Here is a 20893-nt window from a genome sequence, read left to right on the forward strand (position 1 = left end):
CTCCTCAGACGGAGGGCGCAGGGAAGACCGGATGCCGGCTGGCACCCGCGGCCCCCGTGCGAACAAGAATGCACGGGGCAGGAACCACAGGTTCAGCCAGAGCGACCCGGCCTTCCCTGCGCGATGGCTTACGACTTATACGCGATCTCCTCGGTGCACCGGGCCTTTTGGCCACCGTCATCGACGCGATGCATCGGCACCAGCGCCAACTTGATACCAGCGTCGGGGTATCAGGACCACGCGACTTCGCCGTCCGCGCCGGCCGCACTCGTCAGTTGCAGCCGACCCGTCCATCGCATCCCACCTCACGTCCGTGACGACGCGTACGCCCCTCGCAACGAGGCGGGATGGCCATAGACAACCACGATTTCGGAAAAAATGAAAGCGAAAAAGTGCCGCCGGTCGATGCTGAACTCATCAGCGCGTTGAACATGCTTACATAATCAGTTTTCTGGCGCGGCCGAATTCTTGATATCGGATGCCAGCCCATGCCGTTGCAAATAGCCCGTCGGGCGACTCGGGGCAGAATCGCAGCGATCGCGGCGGCGAGGCGCGGTGCGTCGCCCGCCGCTCAAACCGAGGCGGCCTCACCGGCCTTCGCGTCGGCCTCGGCAAACACCGCCTTGGCTGCGAACAATCCATTGAGCGCGGCGGGAAAGCCGGCATAGACCGCCATCTGCATGATCACCTCGATGATCTCGTCGCGGTTGAGGCCGACATTGAGGCCGGCCTGAATGTGGACTTTCAGCTGCGGGCCGGCATTGCCGAGCGCGGTCAGCGCTGCGATGGTCGCGATCTCGCGGCTGCGCAGATCGAGGCCGGGGCGTGAATAGATGTCGCCGAACGGAAACTCGATCACGTAGGTGGCGAAGTCCGGCGCGATGTCGGCGAGCGCCGCGATCACATTGTGGCCGGCCTCGCCGTCGATGCTATCGAGCGCGCGCCGGCCGCGCGCCAGCCGATCCTGATCGGTGTTGGCGCCGGATGGCGTGCCGCCCGGCATCGGGCTCGTCGTCGTGGCTTGGCTGGGCGTTGATCGCGTCATCGTCGTTCGTCCTCTCGCTGCTGCCGGCATAGCCGGCGATCTTGCCGTCGAGAACGAGAAGGCAATCCTGCAGGCTGGCGACGCGCGCCCGGACCGCGTCGCGATGCCGCTCCAGCAGCCGGCGTCGTTCCGGCTCCGTGGCAGCGCCGCCCGCGCGCAGCTCGGCGTAGCGCAGCATGTCCCGGATCGGCATTCCCGTGGCCTTGAGGCGGCCGAGGAATTCGATCCAGGTCAGGATCGATGCGTCGTAGTCCCGCTGGCGGGCATGATCGCGATCGGCCCTGGGCAGCAGCCCGATCCGCTCGTAGTAGCGGATCGTATGGGGCGTCAGCCCCGACTGCCTCGCCAGCTCGCCGATCTTCATGCGCGCTTTATCTCCATTCACGACGCCAGGCAGGCTACGGGTTCGAGCGCGCTCTAAGTCAAGCGCCGTTTTGCCAGCAACGTGGCCAAGGTACATGCGGGTCGGCACCGGTCCCGCATGTCGCTTGCGCTCATGCGGGCTACGGGTCATCGGTTCGCCGCGCGTCGTCCCCTCGCCCATACCGCGAAGGCGGCGATCAGCGCCGCGGCCAGTGAGAACCACGTGACCGCGTATTGCATGTGCTCGTCGCGCAGATGCGGCGACAGCGGACCGGGTTTTGGGATGCCGTTGTCCGGCACCGGCGTTTCAAGGTCGATGTAGAATGGCGCGACCTCGCCCCAGCCGAGCGTCCTGGCCATCGCGCGATGGTCGCGCGTGAACCACAGCCGCTTGTCGCGGCTCTCGGCCGCGGTGAGCAGGCCGGCGGCCTCGGGGAAGCGCAGATAGCCGGTGAGAATCACGGGCTCGCCGGTGACGAGCTTGCCGACCTGGCGATCCTGGATGCTGCGCTCCTGCATGGTGTTGGCGACGAAGCCGGCGTCGATCACGATGGTCTCGCCAGACGGCAGGCGCGCGGGGAGGAACGCCCAGGTGCCCGGCCCAGAGACGTCCTCGCGCACGGCCGAGCCGGCGCTGTAGACCATCGCATCCGGCAGCTTTGCATAGGTCGCGGTGAAGCTGACGCGGCGGAATTCGTCGCGCTCCGGCGTCAGCGTGCGCCAGTCGCTTGGCGGAGGCAGCGGCGCGGGTGCTGCGGCGACACGATCGGTGAGCGCGGCGATCAGCGCATGCTTCTCGGCACGGCGCTGCAATTGCCAGACGCCGAGGCCGATGAACAGTGCGACCATGACGAAGGTGAAGGCGGCGAAGGCGCGGGAGGAGGTGGTGGGACGGGCGGAGGTCATGCGGCGACTCCGACGCTGCGCGCCGGCTTGAGTTCGATGGTGTCCACACGCGTGAGATAGCCTCCCGCTTTCACCGCGCGGACAGTGCGCTCCCCTCCCCCTTGCGGGGAGGGGTTGGGGGTGGGGGTGCCCCAGCAAAGACTGCCGCTGGGGCTACCCCCCTCCCCGGCCCTCCCCCACAAGGGGGGAGGGAGCACACCTTCGGCGCCGCTCAGATGTGCGACTCGCACGCGCAGGCGCCAGCTCATCGCGGCGTCTTGTCCACCAAACGGCCGGGGGCGGCCTTGTGGTGGAATTGCAGGGCGATCAGCAGCGATTTCATCGCGCGCAGCGGCAGCAGCGTCGTCACCAGGATCAGCGGCCCCCAGAGCGCGGCATGGACCCAGAACGGCGGCTGATACTTCACCTCGACGATCAGGGCGGCGCCGACCACGATGGCGCCGGCGAGCATCATGATGAAGATCGCCGGACCGTCGCCGGTGTCGATGAAGGCATAGTCGAGATCGCAGGCTTCGCAACGCTTGCGCAGGTTGAGGAAGCCGTCGAACAGCTTGCCCTGGCCGCAGCGCGGGCAGCGGCAGGCGAGCCCGCGCAGGACGGTCTGGGCCAAAGTGACGGGCGGATGCGTGGTCATGGTGTCTTGCCCCCTGGGCGACCGGGCGACGCCCCCTGATACAACCGGAGGCGACGAGAGCGGATCACATTTCGATCAACCGCCGGGCGCCGCCGCAAACGAGAAAGGGCGGCCCGACGGCCGCCCCTTCTTAGCACGTTCGACGGAACCGGTGCGCGCCGGCTTCAGTGCGCGCCGTGGGCCATCGCCTCGGCGCCGTGGCCCCAGACGTAGATGCAGATGAACAGGAACAGCCAGACCACGTCGACGAAGTGCCAGTACCAGGCGGCGAACTCGAAGCCGAGATGCTGCTTGGGCGTGAAGTGGCCGGCATAGGCGCGCGCCAGGCAGACGATCAGGAAGATCGTGCCGACCAGGACGTGGAAGCCGTGGAAGCCCGTCGCCATGAAGAAGGTCGAGCCGTAGACGTGGCCGGCGAACGAGAACGTCGCGTGGCTGTACTCGTAGGCCTGCACGCAGGTGAAGGTCGCACCGAGGAGGATGGTGAGGATCAGGCCGTATTTCAGGCCCTTGCGGTCGCCCTCGAGCAGCGCGTGGTGCGCCCAGGTCACCGTGGTGCCCGAGGTCAGCAGGATCAGCGTGTTGAGCAGAGGCAGATGCCAGGGATCGAAGGTCTCGATGCCCTTCGGCGGCCAGACGCCGCCGAACAGGGCGTCGCGGGTCGCCTGCACCTCGTAGTTCGGATACAGCGCGGCATTGAAATAGGCCCAGAACCAGGCGACGAAGAACATCACCTCGGAGGCGATGAACAGGATCATGCCGTAGCGGTGATGCAGCTGCACCACGCGGGTGTGGTCGCCCTTGTACTGCGCTTCCTTGATGACGTCGCCCCACCAGCTCGCCATGGTGTAGAGCACGCCGATGGTGCCGATGCCGAACACGATCGGCGCGGCGCCGTACATCTTGTGCATCCAGCCGATCGCGCCGAACGCCATGATGAAGGCCGAGACCGAGCCGACGAACGGCCAAGGGCTCGGATCGACGAGATGGTAGTCGTGATGCTTGGCGTGCGCCTCAGCCATGGCAAGTCTCTCCCCAGATCGATGCCGGTCGCGCCGGCACGGTGTCGTTCAACAGCGATGGTCCCCGGATATCGGACGTCCGCGCAGTCATAGGCTGCCCCGCGGTTTGTCCGGCTCGCCCGCAGCGACCGGCTTCGGTGTGTCGCGGACGGGATAGAAGGTGTAGGACAGCGTGATCGTCTTCAAGCTGTCGTTCTCGTGGTCGGCCGTGATCGCCGGATCGACGTAGAACACCACCGGCATCTCGCGGGTCTCGCCCGGCGCCATGGTCTGCTCGGTAAAGCAGAAGCAGTTGATCTTCTGGAAGTAGGCGCCCGATGTCAGCGGCGACACGTTGTAGGCCGCCTGCGCCATGGTGGTGCGCGCCGCCTCGTTGGTGACCTTGTAGTAGACCGTGACCACCTCGCCGATCGCGACATCGATCTCGGTCTTCTCCGGCTCGAACTTCCAGGGCAGACCGCCGGCAACATTGGAGTCGAAGCGCACGGAGATCCGGCGCGCCAGCGGCGCCGCGGATGGCGCTGATGTCGCCACCTGCGTGGTGCCGTTGAAGCCGGTGGCGCGGCAGAACCAGTTGTAGAACGGCACGGCGGCATAGGCCGCGCCCACCATCAGCACCGCGACGGCGCCGCAGATGCCGCCGACCAGCGCATCGCGGCTGAGGCCGCGGCGCGGCGCGGCCGGCGCGGTCGCCGGAACGTTCTGGTCGGTTGTCTCCATCGCGGTCTGCTTCGTCCCGTCCTGCATCGCGTCTCTACATCGGCCGATTCAGCACCGCGGGACCCTTCACCATGGTCACCGCGAAGAACAGCACCACCAGCACGCCGAGCGCGAGCGCGATCGCGATCGAGCGGCGGCGCCGGCTGCGCAGCTGCGCCTCGGTGAGGACGATGCCCTCTGACTCGTTTCGATCCGCCATCGTGGTCGCCATGTTTTCCAGTCTCGCGCCCCTTACCAGATCAGCGGCGCGATCATGCGCGCGACCGCTTCGAGTCCGAGCGTCGCGAACAGCACGAACAGATAAAGGATCGAGAAGGCGAACAGCTTGCGGTTGGCGCGAAGCGAGGCGCTGCGCTCGCGCTTGCGGAACACCTCGACCGCGAGCCACAGCATGCCAGCCCCAAGAGCCAGCGAGACGACGCCGTAGACGGCATCGAAATAGCCGAGCGGCCACGGCGCAGCCGCGATCGCCACCAGGACGATGGTGTAGAGCAGGATCTGCAGCCGGGTCGCGTCCGGGCCGGCGACCACCGGCAGCATCGGCACGCCGGCGCGGGCGTAGTCATCGCTGCGGAACAGCGCCAGCGCCCAGAAATGCGGCGGGGTCCAGAAGAAGATGATCAGGAACAGCCAGAGCGGCTCCGGCGCGATCGATCCGGTGGACGACACCCAGGCGACCACCGGCGGCAGGGCGCCGGCGGCGCCGCCGATGACGATGTTCTGCGCGGTCCAGCGCTTCAGCCACAGCGTGTAGATGACGACGTAGAAAAAGATTGTGAAGGCGAGCAGCGCGCCGGCGAACCAGTTGACGAGGATGCCGAGCGTCAGCACCGAGAAGAACGACAGCGTGATGCCGAAGGCCAGCGCCTCCGGGCGGGTGATGCGGCCGCGCGGGATCGGACGGTTGGCGGTGCGCGACATCAGCGAGTCGATGTCGCCTTCCAGCGCCATGTTCAGCGCCCCGGAAGCACCGGCGCCGACGGCGATGCACAGCAAGGAGGTGATGGCGAGCACGGGGTGGAAATGGCCCGGAGCGATCAGCAGGCCGATCAGCGCCGTGAAGATCACGAGCGACATCACCCGCGGCTTGAGGAGCGCGAGATAATCGCCGACATCGGCCTCGGAAATCCGCGGGCCGACGGCAATGGCGTTCTGATCAATGACCGACACGACGAATCCAGACTTCAATTCAAACGGCCCCGACGCATGTCGCGTCAGCACCTCGCCTCAAGGATTCCGACGGCGCGCCCTCAAGCGCGCTGCCGGCGGATATCGATGCGGCGCCGGATCGGCGCCGCATCGCGAGAGCAGGGTTACTGCACTTTCGGCAGCACCTCGAACTGGTGGAACGGCGGCGGCGAGGACAGGGTCCACTCCAGGGTCGTGGCGCCCGGTCCCCACGGATTGTTCGCCGCCTGCTGCTTGCGCATGAAGGCGTCGACGATCCCGTAGATGAAGATCAGCACGCCGAATCCGGAGATATAGGAGCCGATCGACGAGACCAGGTTCCAGCCGGCATAGGCGTCGGGATAGTCGATGTAGCGGCGCGGCATGCCCGACAGGCCGAGGAAGTGCTGCGGGAAGAACACGAGGTTGACGCCGATGAAGGTCACCCAGAAGTGCGCCTTGGCGATGGTCTCGTTGTACATGTAGCCGAACATCTTCGGGAACCAGTAGTACCAGCCCGCGAAGATCGCGAACACGGCGCCGAGCGACAACACGTAGTGGAAGTGCGCGACGACGTAGTAGGTGTCCTGCAGCACGCGGTCGACGCCGGCGTTCGCCAGCACGACGCCGGTGACGCCACCGACCGTGAACAGGAAGATGAAGCCCACCGCCCACAGCATCGGCGCGCGGAACTCGATCGAGCCGCCCCACATCGTGGCGATCCAGGAGAAGATCTTCACGCCGGTGGGCACCGCGATCACCATGGTGGCGGCGACGAAATAGGCCTGCGTCGCCGAGGACATGCCGACCGTGTACATGTGGTGCGCCCACACCACGAAGCCGATGCCGCCGATCGCGACCATGGCGTAGGCCATGCCGAGATAGCCGAACACGGGCTTGCGCGAGAAGGTCGACACGATCTGGCTGATCATGCCGAAGCCGGGCAGGATCAGAATGTACACTTCCGGATGGCCGAAGAACCAGAACAGGTGCTGGAACAGCACCGGATCACCGCCGCCGGCCGGATCGAAGAAGGTGGTGCCGAAATTGCGATCGGTCAGCATCATGGTGATGGCGCCGGCGAGCACCGGCAGCGACAGCAGCAGCAGGAACACCGTCACCAGGATCGACCACACGAACAGCGGCATCTTGTGCAGGGTCATGCCCGGCGCGCGCATGTTGAAGATAGTGGTGATGAAGTTGATCGAGCCGAGGATCGACGACGCACCGGCAAGGTGCAGCGACAGGATCGCGAAATCCACCGCCGGTCCGGGATGGCCCGAGGTCGACAGCGGCACATACATGGTCCAGCCGGCGCCGACGCCGTTGGCGCCGGGCTCGCCCTCGACGAAGGTCGAAGTCAGGAGCAGCGCGAACGAGGCGGGCAGCAGCCAGAATGAGATGTTGTTCATGCGCGGGAACGCCATGTCCGGCGCGCCGATCATGAGCGGCACCATCCAGTTGCCGAAACCGCCGATCATCGCCGGCATGACCATGAAGAAGATCATGATCAGGCCGTGCGAGGTCACGAACACGTTGTAGGTGTGGTTCTCGTGGAAGAGCTGCACGCCCGGATACATCAGCTCGATGCGGATCGCGATCGACATGGCGGCGCCGATGATGCCGGCGCAGACCGCGAAGATCAGATACATCGTGCCGATGTCTTTGTGGTTGGTCGAATAGATCCAGCGCCGCCATCCGGTCGGATGGTCGTGCGCGTGATCGTCATGGCCTGCATGGGTCGCTACGTTCGTCGCCATTGTCCAATCCTCAGTGTCCCCGTGGACCGCCAAGGCGGCCCTCAATCTTAGCGTTCATCCGCGCTCGGCTACTGCGACACGCCCGCAGCCGAGGCATAGGTGCTCGTGGGCGCGCTGGCGTACTTCTTCTTGGCGTCCTCGACCCAGGCGGTGAAGTCCTGGTCGCTCACGACGCGCACCGCGATCGGCATGTAGGCGTGATCCTTGCCGCACAACTCGGAGCACTGGCCGTAATACATGCCGACCTTGGTCGCCTTGAACCAGGTCTCGTTGAGGCGGCCGGGAATGGCGTCGATCTTGACGCCGAACGACGGGATCGCCCAGGAGTGGATCACGTCGGCGCCCGTGGTCTGGACGCGAATCACCTTGTTGACCGGCACGACCATCTCGTTGTCGACGGCGAGCAGGCGCGGCTGCTTGTCCTGCGCCAGCAGCGAGTCGAACTCGAACTTGCCGTTGTCGGGATAGGCGTAGCTCCAGTACCACTGCTTGCCCGTGGCCTTGATGGTCATATCGGCCTTCGGCACGTCCAGCTCGAGGAACAGCAGCCGGAACGACGGCACCGCGATCATGACCAGGATCAGCACCGGGATCAGCGTCCAGGCCACCTCGATCAGCGTGTTGTGGGTCGTCCGCGACGGCACCGGGTTGGCGCGCGCGTTGAACTTGACCACCACGGCGATCAGCAGCGCCAGCACGAACAGCGTGATGATGGTGATGATCGTCAGCAGCAGCCCGTGGAACCAGGTGATGTTCTCCATCACCGGCGTCGCGGCCTCCTGCAGCTTGACTTCCCATGGCGCCGGCTGGCCCGTTTCAGCAAACGCCGCTCCACCCGACACGAGCGTCATGCCCGTTACGGCCAACCCCAGCAAGGCGCCCAATTGGCCTTTCGACATCTTCATGCCGTCGCGCTCCCTTCAGAACTTTCCCCCTCGGCGCACCGCCCGCTTCACGCAGCGGCGCGCCGTTCGATCCGCTCTCCTGACAAATGGCCTTCGGGCGGATGCATAGAAAAGCACCTGGGCCAGTTCACTGGAATGACGAAATCTTTCTTCTCAAACCATAATTCTTGATCTATCGCAATGCAGTCTTGCGACTGATATCGCGCGCCGCGCCGTTCGTCGCGACATGCGTATTTTCCGGGAGATTGCCGCATGCCGTGATTTCGCGGACAACGGGCGCTTGACAGGCGTGCGGCGCGATGTAGGCAAACGGGACACGGCCGTTTGCGAGGCTGATTCGGCGGGGCGCAGCGGCAGCGCCCACCAGGGTGCGGCCATATTTGGTATCGTTTCGTGCCGTACGCCGATGACGCTGTCCTCAAGACGCCATCATTGCCGTATCATGGCGTCGGACGCGCGGATCACCCACAGGAAATTGTCATGGCACCGACCCGGATCAGGGTTTCAACGGACAGGACAGCTGACATGTCGACCCCAGCTGCGAATGACTCGCGCCGTTTGTACCGATTCAGCGCGGTGCGTGCGCGACTCACGCGTGTTGCCGCGATGACCTCCGCCGCAGCGACCGCGGTCGCGATGATCGCTGCGACGGTCGTCGGCGTGCCGCATGCGGCGTGGGCGCAGGGCGCGGTGCGCTCGGTGCATGGCGACTGGCAGATCCGCTGCGACACGCCGCCCGGCGCGCAGGCCGAGCAGTGCGCGCTGATCCAGAGCGTCGTGGCCGAGGACCGCTCCAATGCCGGCCTCACCGTGATCATGCTGAAGACCGCCGACCAGAAGAGCCGGCTGATGCGTGTGGTGGCGCCGCTCGGCGTGCTGCTGCCGTCCGGCCTCGGCCTGAAGCTCGACAACCAGGACGTCGGCCGCGCCGGCTTCGTGCGCTGTCTGCCCAATGGCTGCGTCGCCGAGGTGGTGCTGGAGGACAAGCTGCTCGGCCAGCTCAAGACGGCGAAGACCGCGACCTTCATCATCTTCGAGACGCCGGAGGAAGGCATCGGCTTCCCGCTGAGCCTCAACGGCCTCGCCGAGGGCTTCGACAAGCTGCCCTGACGTTGGCTGCGATTGACGGGATTCGCACGATGCCGTGATCGGGCCGTGAGACGGTGTGACGCGATCTCAGCGTGGTGCGTCGAGCGCCAGCGCCATCACCAGCAGGGTCTTGTCGAACCCGTCATCGCCGGGCTCCCGCGGCTGCACCGCCTTGAGCAGGAATCCGGCCTGCTGGTACAGCCTGATGGCGTTGGTGTTGCTGCGGTAGACCGTGAGCTCGACGCGCGAGAAGCCGGCCACCCGCGCCGCCTCGAGCGCCGCCGCCATCAGTCGTCGGCCCAGGCCCTGGTGCCGGAACTGCGGCATTAGGCCCATGCCGAGCACCCCGATCCGGGCATCGATTGGCCCTGATTTGGGCGTCACATCGCACCAGCCCACCACCTCCCCGGCCGAGAGAGCGACGAATTGCGGATATCCCTCGTGGATGTTGTTCAGAATGAAGGCGCGCGTGGACTCGAGCGGCGGCGCCTGCACGAACGACAGATAGCGCCGTTCGCGCGCGACGTAATCGAGCGTGCGGTGGAAGCTCTCGATGTGAGCGGACGTGATGGGAACGATCTCAACCATGTCAGTTCGGTAATCATCCAGCCCCTCGCGCCCCGGCGTCAAAACAACTATCTTGGAATGAACGCTCCGACAACGGATTGACACATGACTGCTCCCACCACCTCCCTGCTCGAGCGCGCCAACCTGGACCGTGATGCGGTCCGGAGCGAGGTCGGGCGTGGCCTGGCCGGCGCCGATGACGGCGAATTGTTCTTCGAATACAGCCAGACCGAGGCGCTGACCTTCGACAATGGCCGGCTGAAGCAGGCGACCTACGACACCAGCCAGGGTTTTGGCCTGCGCGCGGTGAAGGACGATGCAGTCGGCTATGCCCATTCCTCCGACGTCTCGCTGCCGGCCCTGATGCGCGCGGCCGATGCCGTCAGCGCCGTGCGCGGCGGCTATTCCGGCACGTTCGCGAGCGCGCCGCCGCACACCAACGTCCGGCTCTATGGCGACGACAATCCGCTGGACGCCCCGGGGTTCGAAAGCAAGGTCAAGCTGCTCGGTGAGATCGATGCCTACTTGCGCGACAAGGATCCGCGCGTGCGCCAGGTGACCGTGAGCCTCGGCGCGACTTGGCAGGTGGTCGAGATCCTCAGGCCCGACGGCGAGAGCTATCGCGACATCCGCCCGCTGGTGCGCGTCAATGTTTCCGTCGTCGCCGGCCAGGGCGACCGCCAGGAGAGCGGCAGCAAGGGCTATGGCGGCCGCGAGGCCTATGCCCGCTTCATCGAGACCAAGGCCTGGCGCGAGGCCGCCGACGGCGCGCTGCGCGAGGCGCTGGTCAACCTCGAATCCGTGCCCGCCCCCGCCGGCGAGATGGACGTCGTGCTCGGCGCCGGCTGGCCCGGCGTGATGCTGCACGAGGCGGTCGGCCACGGCCTCGAGGGCGACTTCAACCGCAAGAAGACCTCCGCCTTCGCCGGGCTGCTGGGCAAGCCGGTCGCCGCCAAGGGCGTCACCGTGGTCGATGACGGCACCATGGCCTCGCGCCGCGGCTCGCTGTCGATCGACGACGAGGGCACGCCGACCAGCCGCACCGTGCTGATCGAGGACGGCATCCTGGTCGGCTACATGCAGGACCGCCAGAACGCCCGGCTGATGAACATGGCGCCGACCGGCAACGGCCGCCGCCAGGGCTATGCACACGTGCCGATGCCGCGCATGACCAACACCTACATGCTGGCCGGCGAGCGCGATCCGGCCGAGATCATCGCCTCCGTCAAGAACGGCATTTACGCCGTCAATTTCGGCGGCGGCCAGGTCGACATCACCTCGGGCAAATATGTCTTCCAGTGCACCGAGGCCTACAGGATCGAGAACGGCAAGGTCGGCGCGCCGGTGAAGGGCGCGATGCTGATCGGCAACGGTCCGACCGACCTCAACCGCATCAGCATGATCGGCAACGATCTGTCGCTGGACACCGGCATCGGCACCTGCGGCAAGAACGGCCAGGGCGTGCCGGTCGGCGTCGGCCAGCCGACGCTTCGCATGGATCGCATTACGGTCGGAGGCACGGGCCGATGAGCCTTGAGAAGATGTCCACGGACAAGACCAGCACCAAGGCCCCGCGCACGGGCGCCGTCCGCAAGGAAAGCACCTGGGGCGGCCAGCTCGCGCAGCTCGTCGCGGTCGTCATGGTGGTGTTCGTCGCCAAGGGCGCGATCGCCGAGCCGTTCTACGTGCCGTCGGGCTCGATGGAGCCGACCCTGATGATCGGCGACGCCCTGCTCGCCTCCAAATTCCCCTACGGCTACGGCACCTCGTCGCTGCCGATGCAGATCACGCTGCCGGAGACCGGCCGCCTGTTCGGCGAGACGCCGAAGCGCGGCGACGTCGTCGTGTTCCGCTGGCCGGGCGACACCTCGCAGGCCTGGGTCAAGCGCGTCGTCGGCCTGCCCGGCGACCGCATCCAGATGCGCCAGGGTCAGCTCTACATCAACGACCAGGCGGCCGCGCTGAAGCCGGACGGCATCGGCGATGCCGAGGACGACACCGGCCGCAACGATCCGGCCTATCGCTACGTCGAGACGCTGCCGAACGGCGTCTCGCACCTGATCTTCAAGATGCGCGACAACGGGCGTCTCGACAACACGCCGGAGGTGACGGTGCCGCCCGGCAAGCTGTTCGTGCTCGGCGATAACCGCGACAACTCCGCCGACAGCCGCGTGGCCTTGCGCGATGGCGGCGTCGGCCTGCTGCCGATCGACAATCTCGTCGGCCGCGCCGATGCCGTGGTCGGCTCCTGGGACCTTGGCTACAAGAACCAGCCGGTCTGGGCCTGGCTGTCCGGCTTCCGGCTGGATCGCTTCTTCACCGCGGTGCGTTGAACGAACGCCGATGACCTTCGACGATGTCAGGGCGCTCGCGCTGGCATGGCCGGAGGTCGAGGACGGCACGTCCTATGGGACGTCAGCGCTGAAGGTGCGCAACAAGATGCTGGCGCGCCTGAAGGAGGACGGGGACAGTCTCGTCCTTCCGGGCGTGCCGCCGGACGAACGCGCGATGCTGGTGGAAAGCCGGCCGAAGCCGTTCTATTTCACTGATCACTACCGCGATTATTCAATCGTGCTGCTGCGGCTGTCCGAGGCGAGAGCCGCTGACGTCGCGCCGCTGCTGCGGCGGCAGTGGCGGGCACTGGCGTCCCGGAAAGCCGTCGCCGCGTTCGATTGCGGTTGAGCGCTCGGCTTTTTCCCGCATCCGGTGCGGCGGGTGCAGCAATGTCCGCATGATCGGATGCCATTTGCATGCTATCCACGGGCATGACCGAAGAGGACTTCGTCGCGTCAGCGCTCCGCAATCCCGTCAACACGGCGATCCTGGATATGCTGCGCGTGACGACGCTGCCTGATGCGTGGATCGTCGCCGGCTGCCTGACCCAGACGGTCTGGAACGTGCGCACCGGCCGCCCGGTCGATCACGGCATCAACGACTACGATATCTTCTACTTCGATCCCGACACGTCGTGGGATGCCGAGGATGCCGTGATCCGGCGCATGGCATCCTGTCTCGATCGGGTCGATGCCAAAGTCGAAGTCCGCAATCAGGCGCGCGTGCATCTCTGGTATCCGACCAAGCACGGCCGGCCCTACCCTGCCGTGACACGGTCCACCGACGGCATCGATCGCTTCCTCACCGTGAACACGCAGGTCGGCATCCGACCGGCTTCTGGCGGCTACGAGCTCTATGCCCCCAAGGGCCTCGACGACATCGCCCAGATGATCGTGCGTCCGAACTATACGGCCAATTTCTCGGTGACGAACTACACGGCCAAGGCGGCGCGCTGGAAGGCACTGTGGCCGGAGATCACGTTGATCGCTCCTGAGGAATGATCCACGCGGATAGCAACAGCTCATTCCGGGGCGCGCGGAGCCTCGCCCCGGAATGACACTGAGTTGTGGGTCCGCCTATGCAGCTCGGGCGTTAGATCGACGTCGTCAGCTCCGTCAGCCACGCCGGCGAGACGGCGACCAGCCACGCCTCGAGCTGCTTGTCGACGCCGCTGAGGATCGCGACCGCGACGACGACGAAGGCCGCCCCCATCAGCATCTTGCCGAGCTTGCCGGCCGACAGCAACCGCGCGCGCAGGCGTACCATGGTCGTTCGCGACAGCACCCCGAGCACGACCAGCGGCAGGCCGGCGCCGAGGCCGAAGGCCAGCATGGTCAGGCTCACCATCACGAGGTCGCGTCCCTGCGAGGCCAGCAGCGACGCCGCGCCCAAGGTCGGACCGACACAGGGCGACCACACCGCGCCGAGCAGCAGCCCGATCATGAACTGGCCGCCGGCGCCCGACGTTGCGAAGCCCTGGGAATGCCAGTCGGCCCAGCGCTGCACCGGTCCACCTGCGACGGCGAGTTGCGCCTGCCAGGACGGCACCAGCAGCACGACGCCGATCGCCAGCATGATGATCGCTGCGACAAGACGGAACGCGCCGGCATCGAGGCCGATGGAGTTGCCCGCGAGGGCGATGAACAGGCCGATACCGGTGAAGGACAGCGCAAGGCCGGCCGCGAGCGCCAGCGCACCGCGCGGATGCGCGGAGGCCGCCGCGCCGAGCACGATCGGCACCAGCGGCAGCACGCAGGGCGACAGGATCGAGAGCAGGCCGGCCACGAAGGCCAGCAGCAGCGCGAGCATGATGCGCTACAGGCTCTTGTCGAGCAGGGCCGCGATCGAGGCTTCCTTGGTATCGCCGACCGAACGTCCGGTCTCGGTCGTTCCCTTGAAGGTGATCAGGGTCGACTGCATCTGCGCGCCGAACGCTTTCACCACCGGCTTCATGTCGTCGAAGTCGACGCGGAAAATCTTGAGGTCCTTGAATTTGGGTTCTGCCGCGAGCTTGTCGATGATCGGCTTCTGCGCCTTGCAGGTCGGGCACCATCCGGCATGGATCTCGATCAGGATCGGCTGCCCAGCCGCTTGAGCAGCCTTGAAGGCGGCGTCCGAATAGGCGGTCTCGATGGCGGAGGCCGCCTTCAGCCCCGCGAAAGCAAACGTGGCAGCGACTGCTGCGGTGACGAAGAACCTGCGCGAAAACGTCATGACACACCCGATCTCTGCGTTGCGACAGGCAGCCGGCGGCGAAAGCCGTCCGGTGCCGTCGTTCAATACGCAGGAGACGGATGCAATGTTACCCGACGATGCAGAAAATCTGCGGGCCGGACGTTTGCCAGGTCAGCGAACGACGCCCGACGTGAAGCCCGCCTTGCGCCGCGGCGGCTTGATTTCCTTCTTCAGGAAGCAATGCGCCTCCTTGCCGGCATAGCCGGGTCGGGCGAAGGTCCAGGCGCGGCACTTGTTGTCGCCGGTGCAGGCGGCCTTGCAGATCTCCTCGGCGTCGGCGGCCTTTTCTTCCTTCTTGTCCGCCGCCTTGTCGCCGCTGCTCTTGTCGCCCTTGTCGGCGGCCTTCTCGGCCTTGTCGCCGCCCTTCAGATCAGTGGTCTTGATGTCGAAGCTGCGGTAGTCGCCGCCGGGACGGTCGATCGACGTCTCGACCGCATCGTTGCGGATCTCGACGACACCAGCGCCGCGCACGCCGGAAACGCAGCAATTGTCCGGCACCCGCGACGGCACGCTGTTCTTCAGCCAGCACACCGCACCCGCTTCCATCACGGTCGGATAACTGAAGCTCCAGGCGCGGCAGCGCCGGTCGTGCTCGCACAGCAGCGCGCAATCGGCCGGGTCGCCGGAGGCGATCGGCGCGCTCATGTAGTCGCCGCCGGGGCGATCGGAATAGGTCTGGGCTGAAGCCGGCGTCAGGCAGGCAGCCACGAACAGGCACGCCAGTGCCCTCAGCCATGCCCCGATGAAGCGCCCCACGCGCCGCCGCTGAACCATCCGACCCATTGTTAATGTTCGAGTTTTCTTGCGAGTTTTTAGGCAGTCATTTGATCGCCACGAACCTGTATGGCGGATGAACGGCCCGGACCGGGGGAGCTGCGGAAGGCAAAGCAGCGGCGCCCAGGCGCTGAATCGATCCTGAGACACAAATCGCAACAGAGAACAGGGGACCCGAGCCGCCAACCGCCTCAACGTGGAACAGGCGACGCAGCGAACCTGCGACGGCTGCAGGGACGGCCGTTCCGATCAGAACGCATATTCGTCGTAGGCCGGCTCGACCGAGCCGCCCCACGGGCCGTCGAACTTCTCCAGCATCTCCTCCGCCGGCGAGCGGCCGCAATCGATGATCTGATCGAGCGGCTCGAGATAGCGGCTCTCGTCGCGGCCATTCTGATCGACGCGGTTGCGGCGGCGCAGGCCGTGATGGGCGAGCGTCAGGCACTCCTTCGCCACCTCGAACACGTAGCGATTGCGGATGCGCGTCTTGAAGCCGAGGCGCGGCACGTCGTCGCGCAGGTTCTGGCGCTCGAACGCGGTCCAGTCCTTGACGAGGTCCCAGGCCGCATCGAGGCTGACATCGTCGTAGAGCAGGCCGACCCAGAACGCCGGCAGCGCCGGCAGCCGGCCCCATGGCACACCGTCGGCACCGCGCATTTCCAGGTAGCGCTTCAGACGCACCTCGGGGAAGATCGTCGAGAGGTGATTGGCCCAATCCGACAGCGTCGGCCGCTCGCCCGGCATCGCTGGGTTCTTGCCTGCGAAGAAGTCGCGGAACGAGGTGCCGGAGACGTCGATATAGGTCTCCTCGCGTTTCACGAAATACATCGGAACATCGAGCGCGTAGTCGACCCAGCGCTCGAAGCCCATACCGTCCTCGAACGCCCACGGGATCATGCCCGAGCGCTGATTGTCGGTGTCGCGCCAGATCTCGGAACGGAACGACAGGAAGCCGTTCGGCTTGCCCTCGGTGAACGGCGAATTGGCGAACAGCGCGGTTGCGATCGGCTGCAACGCCACCGAGACCCTGAGCTTCTTGACCATGTCGGCTTCGGAGGAGAAGTCGAGATTGGTCTGTACGGTGCAGGTCCGGTACATCATGTCCAACCCGTAGCTGCCGACCTTCGGCATGTAGCTGGTCATGATCTTGTAGCGGCCCTTGGGCATCATCGGAATTTCGGCGCGCGACCAGGACGGCGTCATGCCCAGGCCGAGAAAGCCGATGCCGAGCGGGGTCGCGATCTCGCGCACCTGCGCCAGATGCGCCATCAGCTCCGCATGCGTCTGGTGCACGGTCTCGACCGGCGCGCCGGACAGCTCGAACTGGCCGCCGGGCTCCAGCGAGATGGCGCCGCCGCCGGTGACGTCATAGAGCCCGATGATGTTGCCGCGCTCCATGATCGGCTCCCAGCCGAGCAAGAGCTTCATGCCTTCGAGCAGCGCGCCGATGCCGCGCGCACCCTCGTAGGGGACCGGGCGGTGACCGTCGAGCGTGAACGGCGTCTTCTCGTGCTCGGTGCCGATGCGGAAGGCGGACGGCGGCTTCACGCCGGCGGCCAGCCAGGCCACGAGCTCGTCGCGCGACTGCAGCGGGGTCATATCGATCTGGTCACGCGCCATGGGAGTCTCGGTTCAGAAGCGCTTCGAGGGTCGCGCGTGGTGACAGGAAGGGCCGCGGACCCCAGGGGGCCGCGGATGTGAATGGGAACGGATGCTTCATCGGATCGCTGCGCCCTCTCCGGCCGCCAACGGAGCGGCCTGACCACAGGAGCAGCCGAGGCGATCCAGCAGCATGCAGAGCTTTGCGGCGTCGGTATCCGACAGCTTGGAGCCGACATGCTTCTCGATCGCGGCCGAATAGGCCGACCACATCCGCTTCTGCAGCTCGCGCCCGGCCTCGGTGATCTCGACGAACTGGCCGCGCTTGTCCATCTTGCATTCGCGCCGGACGACCAGACCTTCGTCGACCAGACGGTCGATCAGCCGGGAGGTGGAATATTGCGGGATCAGCATCTGCCGCTCCAGCTCGACCGGACGCAGCTCGCCGGAGGGCGCGCGCGACAGTTCGAGAAGCGCATCATACCATGCGAGCGGCGGGAACCCGGCCTTCTTCAGCTCCTGCTCGACGCAGTCCAGCACCCGGCTCTGGACCCGCATCAGGCGAATCCAGGCGGCGGTCGCCTCGGTCGATGGTTTGCGTTTCATGGGCCGGCTCGTATCCTCAGATGCGCAGTCTAGCGCATTCGATGCAGCTGCATCAATCTTGACTATTCCATGCATCTGCATGTAAAGGCGGATGTGGCGCCCCGACCGGTTCCACGAAGAAAAGGTCTCACGGAGGGAATACAAGATGAAGCTTTATTATTCACCCGGCGCCTGCTCGCTCTCGCCCCATATCGCCCTGCTCGAGGCCGGCCTGCCCTATGATCTGGTCAAGGTCGATCTGCGCGCCAAGACCCTGGAAAATGGCGACGATTATCTCAAGGTCAATCCGAAGGGCCAGGTGCCGGCCCTGGGGCTGCCGAGCGGCGAAATCGTGACCGAGGGACCGGTCATCGTCCAGATGATCGCCGACCAGGCCAAGGACAAGGGATTGGCGCCGGCGCGCGACAGCGGCGAGCGCTACAAGCTGCTGGAGTGGCTGAACTTCATCACCTCCGAGCTGCACAAGAACTTCGGCCCGATGTTCTCTCCCGTGCTCGCCGACGAGGCCAAGGCGTTCTTCAAGGACCGGGTGATGGGCAAGTTCAAGTACATCGACGGCCAGCTCGCCGGCCGCGACTACCTGATGGGCAGCCAGTTCACGGTGGCCGACGGCTATCTGTTCACCATCCTGACCTGGGCCGACCGGATGAAGTTCGACCTGTCGGCGATGCCGAATCTCGTGGCCTACAAGAACCGCGTCGCGGCGCGTCCCAAGGTGCAGGAAGCGCTGACCAAGGAAGGGCTGATGAAGGCGGGGTGAGTTCTACGTTGAAAGAACTCACGACTGCACCTCGGGCGGTCTGTTCTCTCCCCCCTTGTGGGGGAGAGATAGAGAGGGGGGTAGCCACACGGACCGGCGCCTGTGGCTACCCCCCTCCCTAACCCTCCCCCACAAGGGGGGAGGGAACGTATAGCGAGCGCGGCTCGCTTCCGTGTTAGCTAACCCGAGTGCTAAGCCGCCGCCTTCTTCGGCGGGAAGCGGCCGTAGAAGGTTTCGCCCTTGGCGGCCATCTCCTCCAGGAGCTTCGGCGGCGCGAAGCGCGAGCCGTACTTCGCCGTGAAGGTGTGGCACAGCTCGACGAACTTCTGGGTGCCCATGAAGTCGATGTAGGACAGCGTGCCGCCGGTGAACGGCGCGAAGCCGAAGCCGAGGATCGAGCCGACATCGGCCTCGCGCACGTCGGTGATGACGTGATCCTCGACCGTGCGCGCGGCTTCGACCGCCTGCACCACCAGGAAGCGCTGCTTCAGCTCCTCGACATCCAGCGTATCCGGATCGAGATGCTTCGGCTGCAACTTGGCCAGATCCGGCCACAGGCTCTTCTGACCCTTGCCCTTCTCGGGATAGTCATAGAAGCCCTTGGCGTTCTTGCGGCCGAAGCGGCCCTGCTTCTCGACCAGCTCGACCATCAGCTTCTTGTGGTCCTGGTTGATCGCGTTGGGGCCGAGATCGTGCTCGGTCGCCTTCATGATCTTCAGGCCGAGATCGAGCGCGACCTCGTCCGACAGCGACAGCGGGCCGACCGGCATGCCGGCCATCTTGGCCGCGTTCTCGATCATCGCCGGCGGCACGCCTTCGAGGAACATCTCGTTGCCCTCGGCGATGTAGCGCATCACGCAGCGGTTGGCGAAGAAGCCGCGGGAGTCGTTGACGACGATCGGGGTCTTGCCGATGGTGCGGACATAGTCCAGCGCGGTCGCCAGCGCTACGTCGCCGGTGGCCTTGCCCATGATGATCTCGACCAGCATCATCTTCTCGACCGGCGAGAAGAAGTGGATGCCGATGAAGCGGCCCTGGTCCTTGAACTCCTCGGCCAGCGAGGTGATCGGCAAAGTCGAGGTGTTCGACGCGAAGATCGCGCCGTCCTTCAGGTGCTGTTGCGCCTTGGCATAGGTCTCGGCCTTGACCTTGCGGTCCTCGAATACGGCCTCGATGACGAGATCGCAATCCTTCAGCGCGGCGTAGTCGGCGGTGGCGGTGATGCGGCCCATGATCGCCTCGGCCTCGCCCGGCTTGGCGCGGCCCTTCTTGACGAGGCCATCGATCACGCTCTGCGCGTGGGCCTTGCCCTTGTCGGCACTCTCCTGGTCGCGATCGATCAGCACCACCTCGAGGCCGCCGCGCGCCGAGACATAGCCGACGGACGCGCCCATGAAGCCGGCGCCGATGACGGCGATCTTCTTCAGCTTGGTCGCGGGCACGTCGGCCGGACGACGCGCGCCCTTGTTCAATTCCTGCATCGACAGGAACAGGCTGCGGATCATCGCCGCCGCTTCCTTGGAGCGCAGGATCTTGGTGAAGTAGCGCGACTCGACCCGCAACGCGGCGTCGATCGGCAACTGCAGGCCCTCATACACGCAGCTCATGATGGCGCGCGCGGCCGGATAGTTGTCGTAGGTCTCGCGGCGATAGATGGCGTTGCCGGCCGGGAACATCATCATGCCGTTCTTCGAGAACACCGGGCCGCCGGGCAGCTTGAAGCCCTTCTCGTCCCACGGCTGAACCGCCTTGCCGCCACCCTTGATCCAGTCCTTGGCCGCCTTGATGAGATCCGCGGCCGGCACGATCGCATCGACCAGCTTGAGCGCCTTGGCTTTGTCCAGCGTCAGCGCTTCGCCCTTCAGCAGCAGGTTCATGGCGTCCTGCGGCTGCACGATGCGCGGCACGCGCTGGGTGCCGCCGGCGCCGGGGAACAGGCCGACCTTGATCTCGGGCAGGCCGAGGCGGGTCTTCGGGTTCTCGGCCGCGACGCGGTAGTGGCACGACAGGGTGATCTCGAAGCCGCCGCCGAGCGCGAGGCCGTTGATCGCGGCGACCCACGGCTTGCCCGAGGTCTCCATCGAGCGGTTGATCTGCGAGAAGCGCCGGCTGGTGTCGAACAGCATCTGGTTGGCGGCTTCCTCACCCTTGCTCTTCAGCACATCCGCATAGATGCGGTTCATGCCTTCGAGCATGGACAGATCGGCGCCGGCGCAGAACGCCTCCTTGGCCGAGGTGATGACGACGCCCTTGATGGCGGCGTCGGCGGTGGTCTGCTTGACGATGGCCTCGAGCTCGTTGGTCGAGGTCTCGTCCAGCACGTTCATCGAACGGCCCGGGATGTCCCAGGTGATCAGCGCAATGCCGTCGGCATCGGTTTCGAGCTTGAAGTTCTTGAAGGCCATAT

23 protein-coding genes are annotated in these 20893 nt (G+C 65.9%); 6 read left to right on the forward strand and 17 right to left on the reverse strand.

Annotation, left to right across the window (positions count from 1 at the left end; all coding sequences use genetic code 11):
* Positions 1–571: 571 nt before the first annotated feature.
* From QX010_RS22455 to coxB, 10 genes are all read right to left on the reverse strand, one after another.
* On the reverse strand, positions 572–1003 hold the full coding sequence (locus QX010_RS22455; protein ID WP_316181941.1) for a carboxymuconolactone decarboxylase family protein: 432 nt from the start codon (positions 1001–1003) through the stop codon (positions 572–574).
* On the reverse strand, positions 930–1409 hold the full coding sequence (locus QX010_RS22460; protein ID WP_316181943.1) for a MerR family transcriptional regulator: 480 nt from the start codon (positions 1407–1409) through the stop codon (positions 930–932). The genes QX010_RS22455 and QX010_RS22460 overlap by 74 nt, the downstream gene beginning before the upstream one ends.
* A gap of 146 nt (positions 1410–1555) precedes the next feature.
* Positions 1556–2314 (reverse strand): SURF1 family protein, encoded by a 759-nt coding sequence (locus QX010_RS22465; protein ID WP_316181945.1) that lies wholly within the window; start codon positions 2312–2314, stop codon positions 1556–1558.
* A gap of 244 nt (positions 2315–2558) precedes the next feature.
* Entirely contained in the window at positions 2559–2948 is a 390-nt protein-coding gene (locus QX010_RS22470; RefSeq protein WP_315717920.1) for a DUF983 domain-containing protein, read from the reverse strand.
* Positions 2949–3112: 164 nt separating this feature from the next.
* Positions 3113–3970 carry a cytochrome c oxidase subunit 3 gene (locus QX010_RS22475; RefSeq protein WP_315801538.1) on the reverse strand — a complete coding sequence of 286 codons (858 nt, stop codon included), beginning with the start codon at positions 3968–3970 and terminating at the stop codon, positions 3113–3115.
* 87 nt (positions 3971–4057) lie between these two features.
* Positions 4058–4717, reverse strand: a complete 660-nt coding sequence (locus tag QX010_RS22480) for a cytochrome c oxidase assembly protein (protein WP_410051974.1) — start codon at positions 4715–4717, stop codon at positions 4058–4060.
* A gap of 7 nt (positions 4718–4724) precedes the next feature.
* On the reverse strand, positions 4725–4901 hold the full coding sequence (locus QX010_RS22485) for a CoxF protein (protein WP_315801539.1): 177 nt from the start codon (positions 4899–4901) through the stop codon (positions 4725–4727).
* 20 nt (positions 4902–4921) lie between these two features.
* Positions 4922–5860 (reverse strand): heme o synthase, encoded by a 939-nt coding sequence (locus tag QX010_RS22490; protein WP_316181947.1) that lies wholly within the window; start codon positions 5858–5860, stop codon positions 4922–4924.
* A gap of 143 nt (positions 5861–6003) precedes the next feature.
* On the reverse strand, positions 6004–7617 hold the full coding sequence (gene ctaD / locus QX010_RS22495; protein ID WP_315801541.1) for a cytochrome c oxidase subunit I: 1614 nt from the start codon (positions 7615–7617) through the stop codon (positions 6004–6006).
* A gap of 68 nt (positions 7618–7685) precedes the next feature.
* Positions 7686–8522, reverse strand: a complete 837-nt coding sequence (gene coxB, locus QX010_RS22500) for a cytochrome c oxidase subunit II (protein WP_316181949.1) — start codon at positions 8520–8522, stop codon at positions 7686–7688.
* A 480-nt stretch (positions 8523–9002) separates the two neighbouring features.
* Between coxB and QX010_RS22505 the strand changes: the two genes are divergently transcribed.
* Positions 9003–9632 carry an invasion associated locus B family protein gene (locus tag QX010_RS22505; protein WP_315801543.1) on the forward strand — a complete coding sequence of 210 codons (630 nt, stop codon included), beginning with the start codon at positions 9003–9005 and terminating at the stop codon, positions 9630–9632.
* A 66-nt stretch (positions 9633–9698) separates the two neighbouring features.
* Here QX010_RS22505 and QX010_RS22510 read toward each other — a convergent pair whose 3' ends face one another.
* Positions 9699–10199, reverse strand: a complete 501-nt coding sequence (locus QX010_RS22510) for a GNAT family N-acetyltransferase (protein ID WP_315801763.1) — start codon at positions 10197–10199, stop codon at positions 9699–9701.
* An 84-nt stretch (positions 10200–10283) separates the two neighbouring features.
* On the opposite strand from QX010_RS22510, the gene tldD reads away from it, so the two are divergent.
* From tldD to QX010_RS22530, 4 genes are all read left to right on the forward strand, one after another.
* Positions 10284–11708 (forward strand): metalloprotease TldD, encoded by a 1425-nt coding sequence (gene tldD, locus QX010_RS22515; protein WP_315801544.1) that lies wholly within the window; start codon positions 10284–10286, stop codon positions 11706–11708.
* Positions 11705–12511 (forward strand): signal peptidase I, encoded by an 807-nt coding sequence (lepB, locus tag QX010_RS22520; protein WP_410051975.1) that lies wholly within the window; start codon positions 11705–11707, stop codon positions 12509–12511. Before tldD ends, lepB begins: the two co-directional genes overlap by 4 nt.
* Before the next feature lie 10 nt (positions 12512–12521).
* Entirely contained in the window at positions 12522–12860 is a 339-nt protein-coding gene (locus QX010_RS22525) for an MmcQ/YjbR family DNA-binding protein (RefSeq protein WP_316181951.1), read from the forward strand.
* Between the two features lie 83 nt (positions 12861–12943).
* A complete protein-coding gene (locus QX010_RS22530) occupies positions 12944–13513 on the forward strand; it encodes a nucleotidyltransferase family protein (protein WP_316182062.1) in 570 nt (189 codons plus the stop codon).
* Positions 13514–13604: 91 nt separating this feature from the next.
* Here the strand turns inward: QX010_RS22530 and QX010_RS22535 are convergent, their stop codons facing one another.
* The 5 genes from QX010_RS22535 to QX010_RS22555 all read right to left on the reverse strand — a co-directional run bounded on the left by QX010_RS22535 (position 13605) and on the right by QX010_RS22555 (position 17726).
* Positions 13605–14321 (reverse strand): cytochrome c biogenesis CcdA family protein, encoded by a 717-nt coding sequence (locus QX010_RS22535; protein WP_316181952.1) that lies wholly within the window; start codon positions 14319–14321, stop codon positions 13605–13607.
* 6 nt (positions 14322–14327) lie between these two features.
* The gene (locus QX010_RS22540) at positions 14328–14726 is read right to left on the reverse strand and encodes a thioredoxin family protein (RefSeq protein ID WP_315801547.1); all 399 of its coding nucleotides are present in this window, start codon (positions 14724–14726) and stop codon (positions 14328–14330) included.
* 132 nt (positions 14727–14858) lie between these two features.
* Entirely contained in the window at positions 14859–15521 is a 663-nt protein-coding gene (locus QX010_RS22545) for a PAN domain-containing protein (RefSeq protein WP_316182063.1), read from the reverse strand.
* 249 nt (positions 15522–15770) lie between these two features.
* Positions 15771–17141, reverse strand: coding sequence for a glutamate--cysteine ligase (locus QX010_RS22550; RefSeq protein WP_316181954.1), 1371 nt, complete (start codon positions 17139–17141; stop codon positions 15771–15773).
* A 96-nt stretch (positions 17142–17237) separates the two neighbouring features.
* Positions 17238–17726: a helix-turn-helix domain-containing protein gene (locus tag QX010_RS22555; protein ID WP_315801549.1), complete on the reverse strand. Its 489-nt coding sequence runs from the start codon at positions 17724–17726 to the stop codon at positions 17238–17240.
* Positions 17727–17871: 145 nt separating this feature from the next.
* Between QX010_RS22555 and gstA the strand changes: the two genes are divergently transcribed.
* Positions 17872–18486, forward strand: a complete 615-nt coding sequence (gene gstA, locus QX010_RS22560; RefSeq protein WP_315801550.1) for a glutathione transferase GstA — start codon at positions 17872–17874, stop codon at positions 18484–18486.
* Positions 18487–18677: 191 nt separating this feature from the next.
* Here gstA and QX010_RS22565 read toward each other — a convergent pair whose 3' ends face one another.
* Positions 18678–20891 (reverse strand): 3-hydroxyacyl-CoA dehydrogenase NAD-binding domain-containing protein, encoded by a 2214-nt coding sequence (locus tag QX010_RS22565; protein ID WP_316181956.1) that lies wholly within the window; start codon positions 20889–20891, stop codon positions 18678–18680.
* Between the last annotated feature and the right edge of the window lie 2 nt (positions 20892–20893).

The sequence above is a fragment of the Bradyrhizobium sp. SZCCHNRI1009 genome (assembly GCF_032487575.1).
Lineage (GTDB): Bacteria > Pseudomonadota > Alphaproteobacteria > Rhizobiales > Xanthobacteraceae > Bradyrhizobium.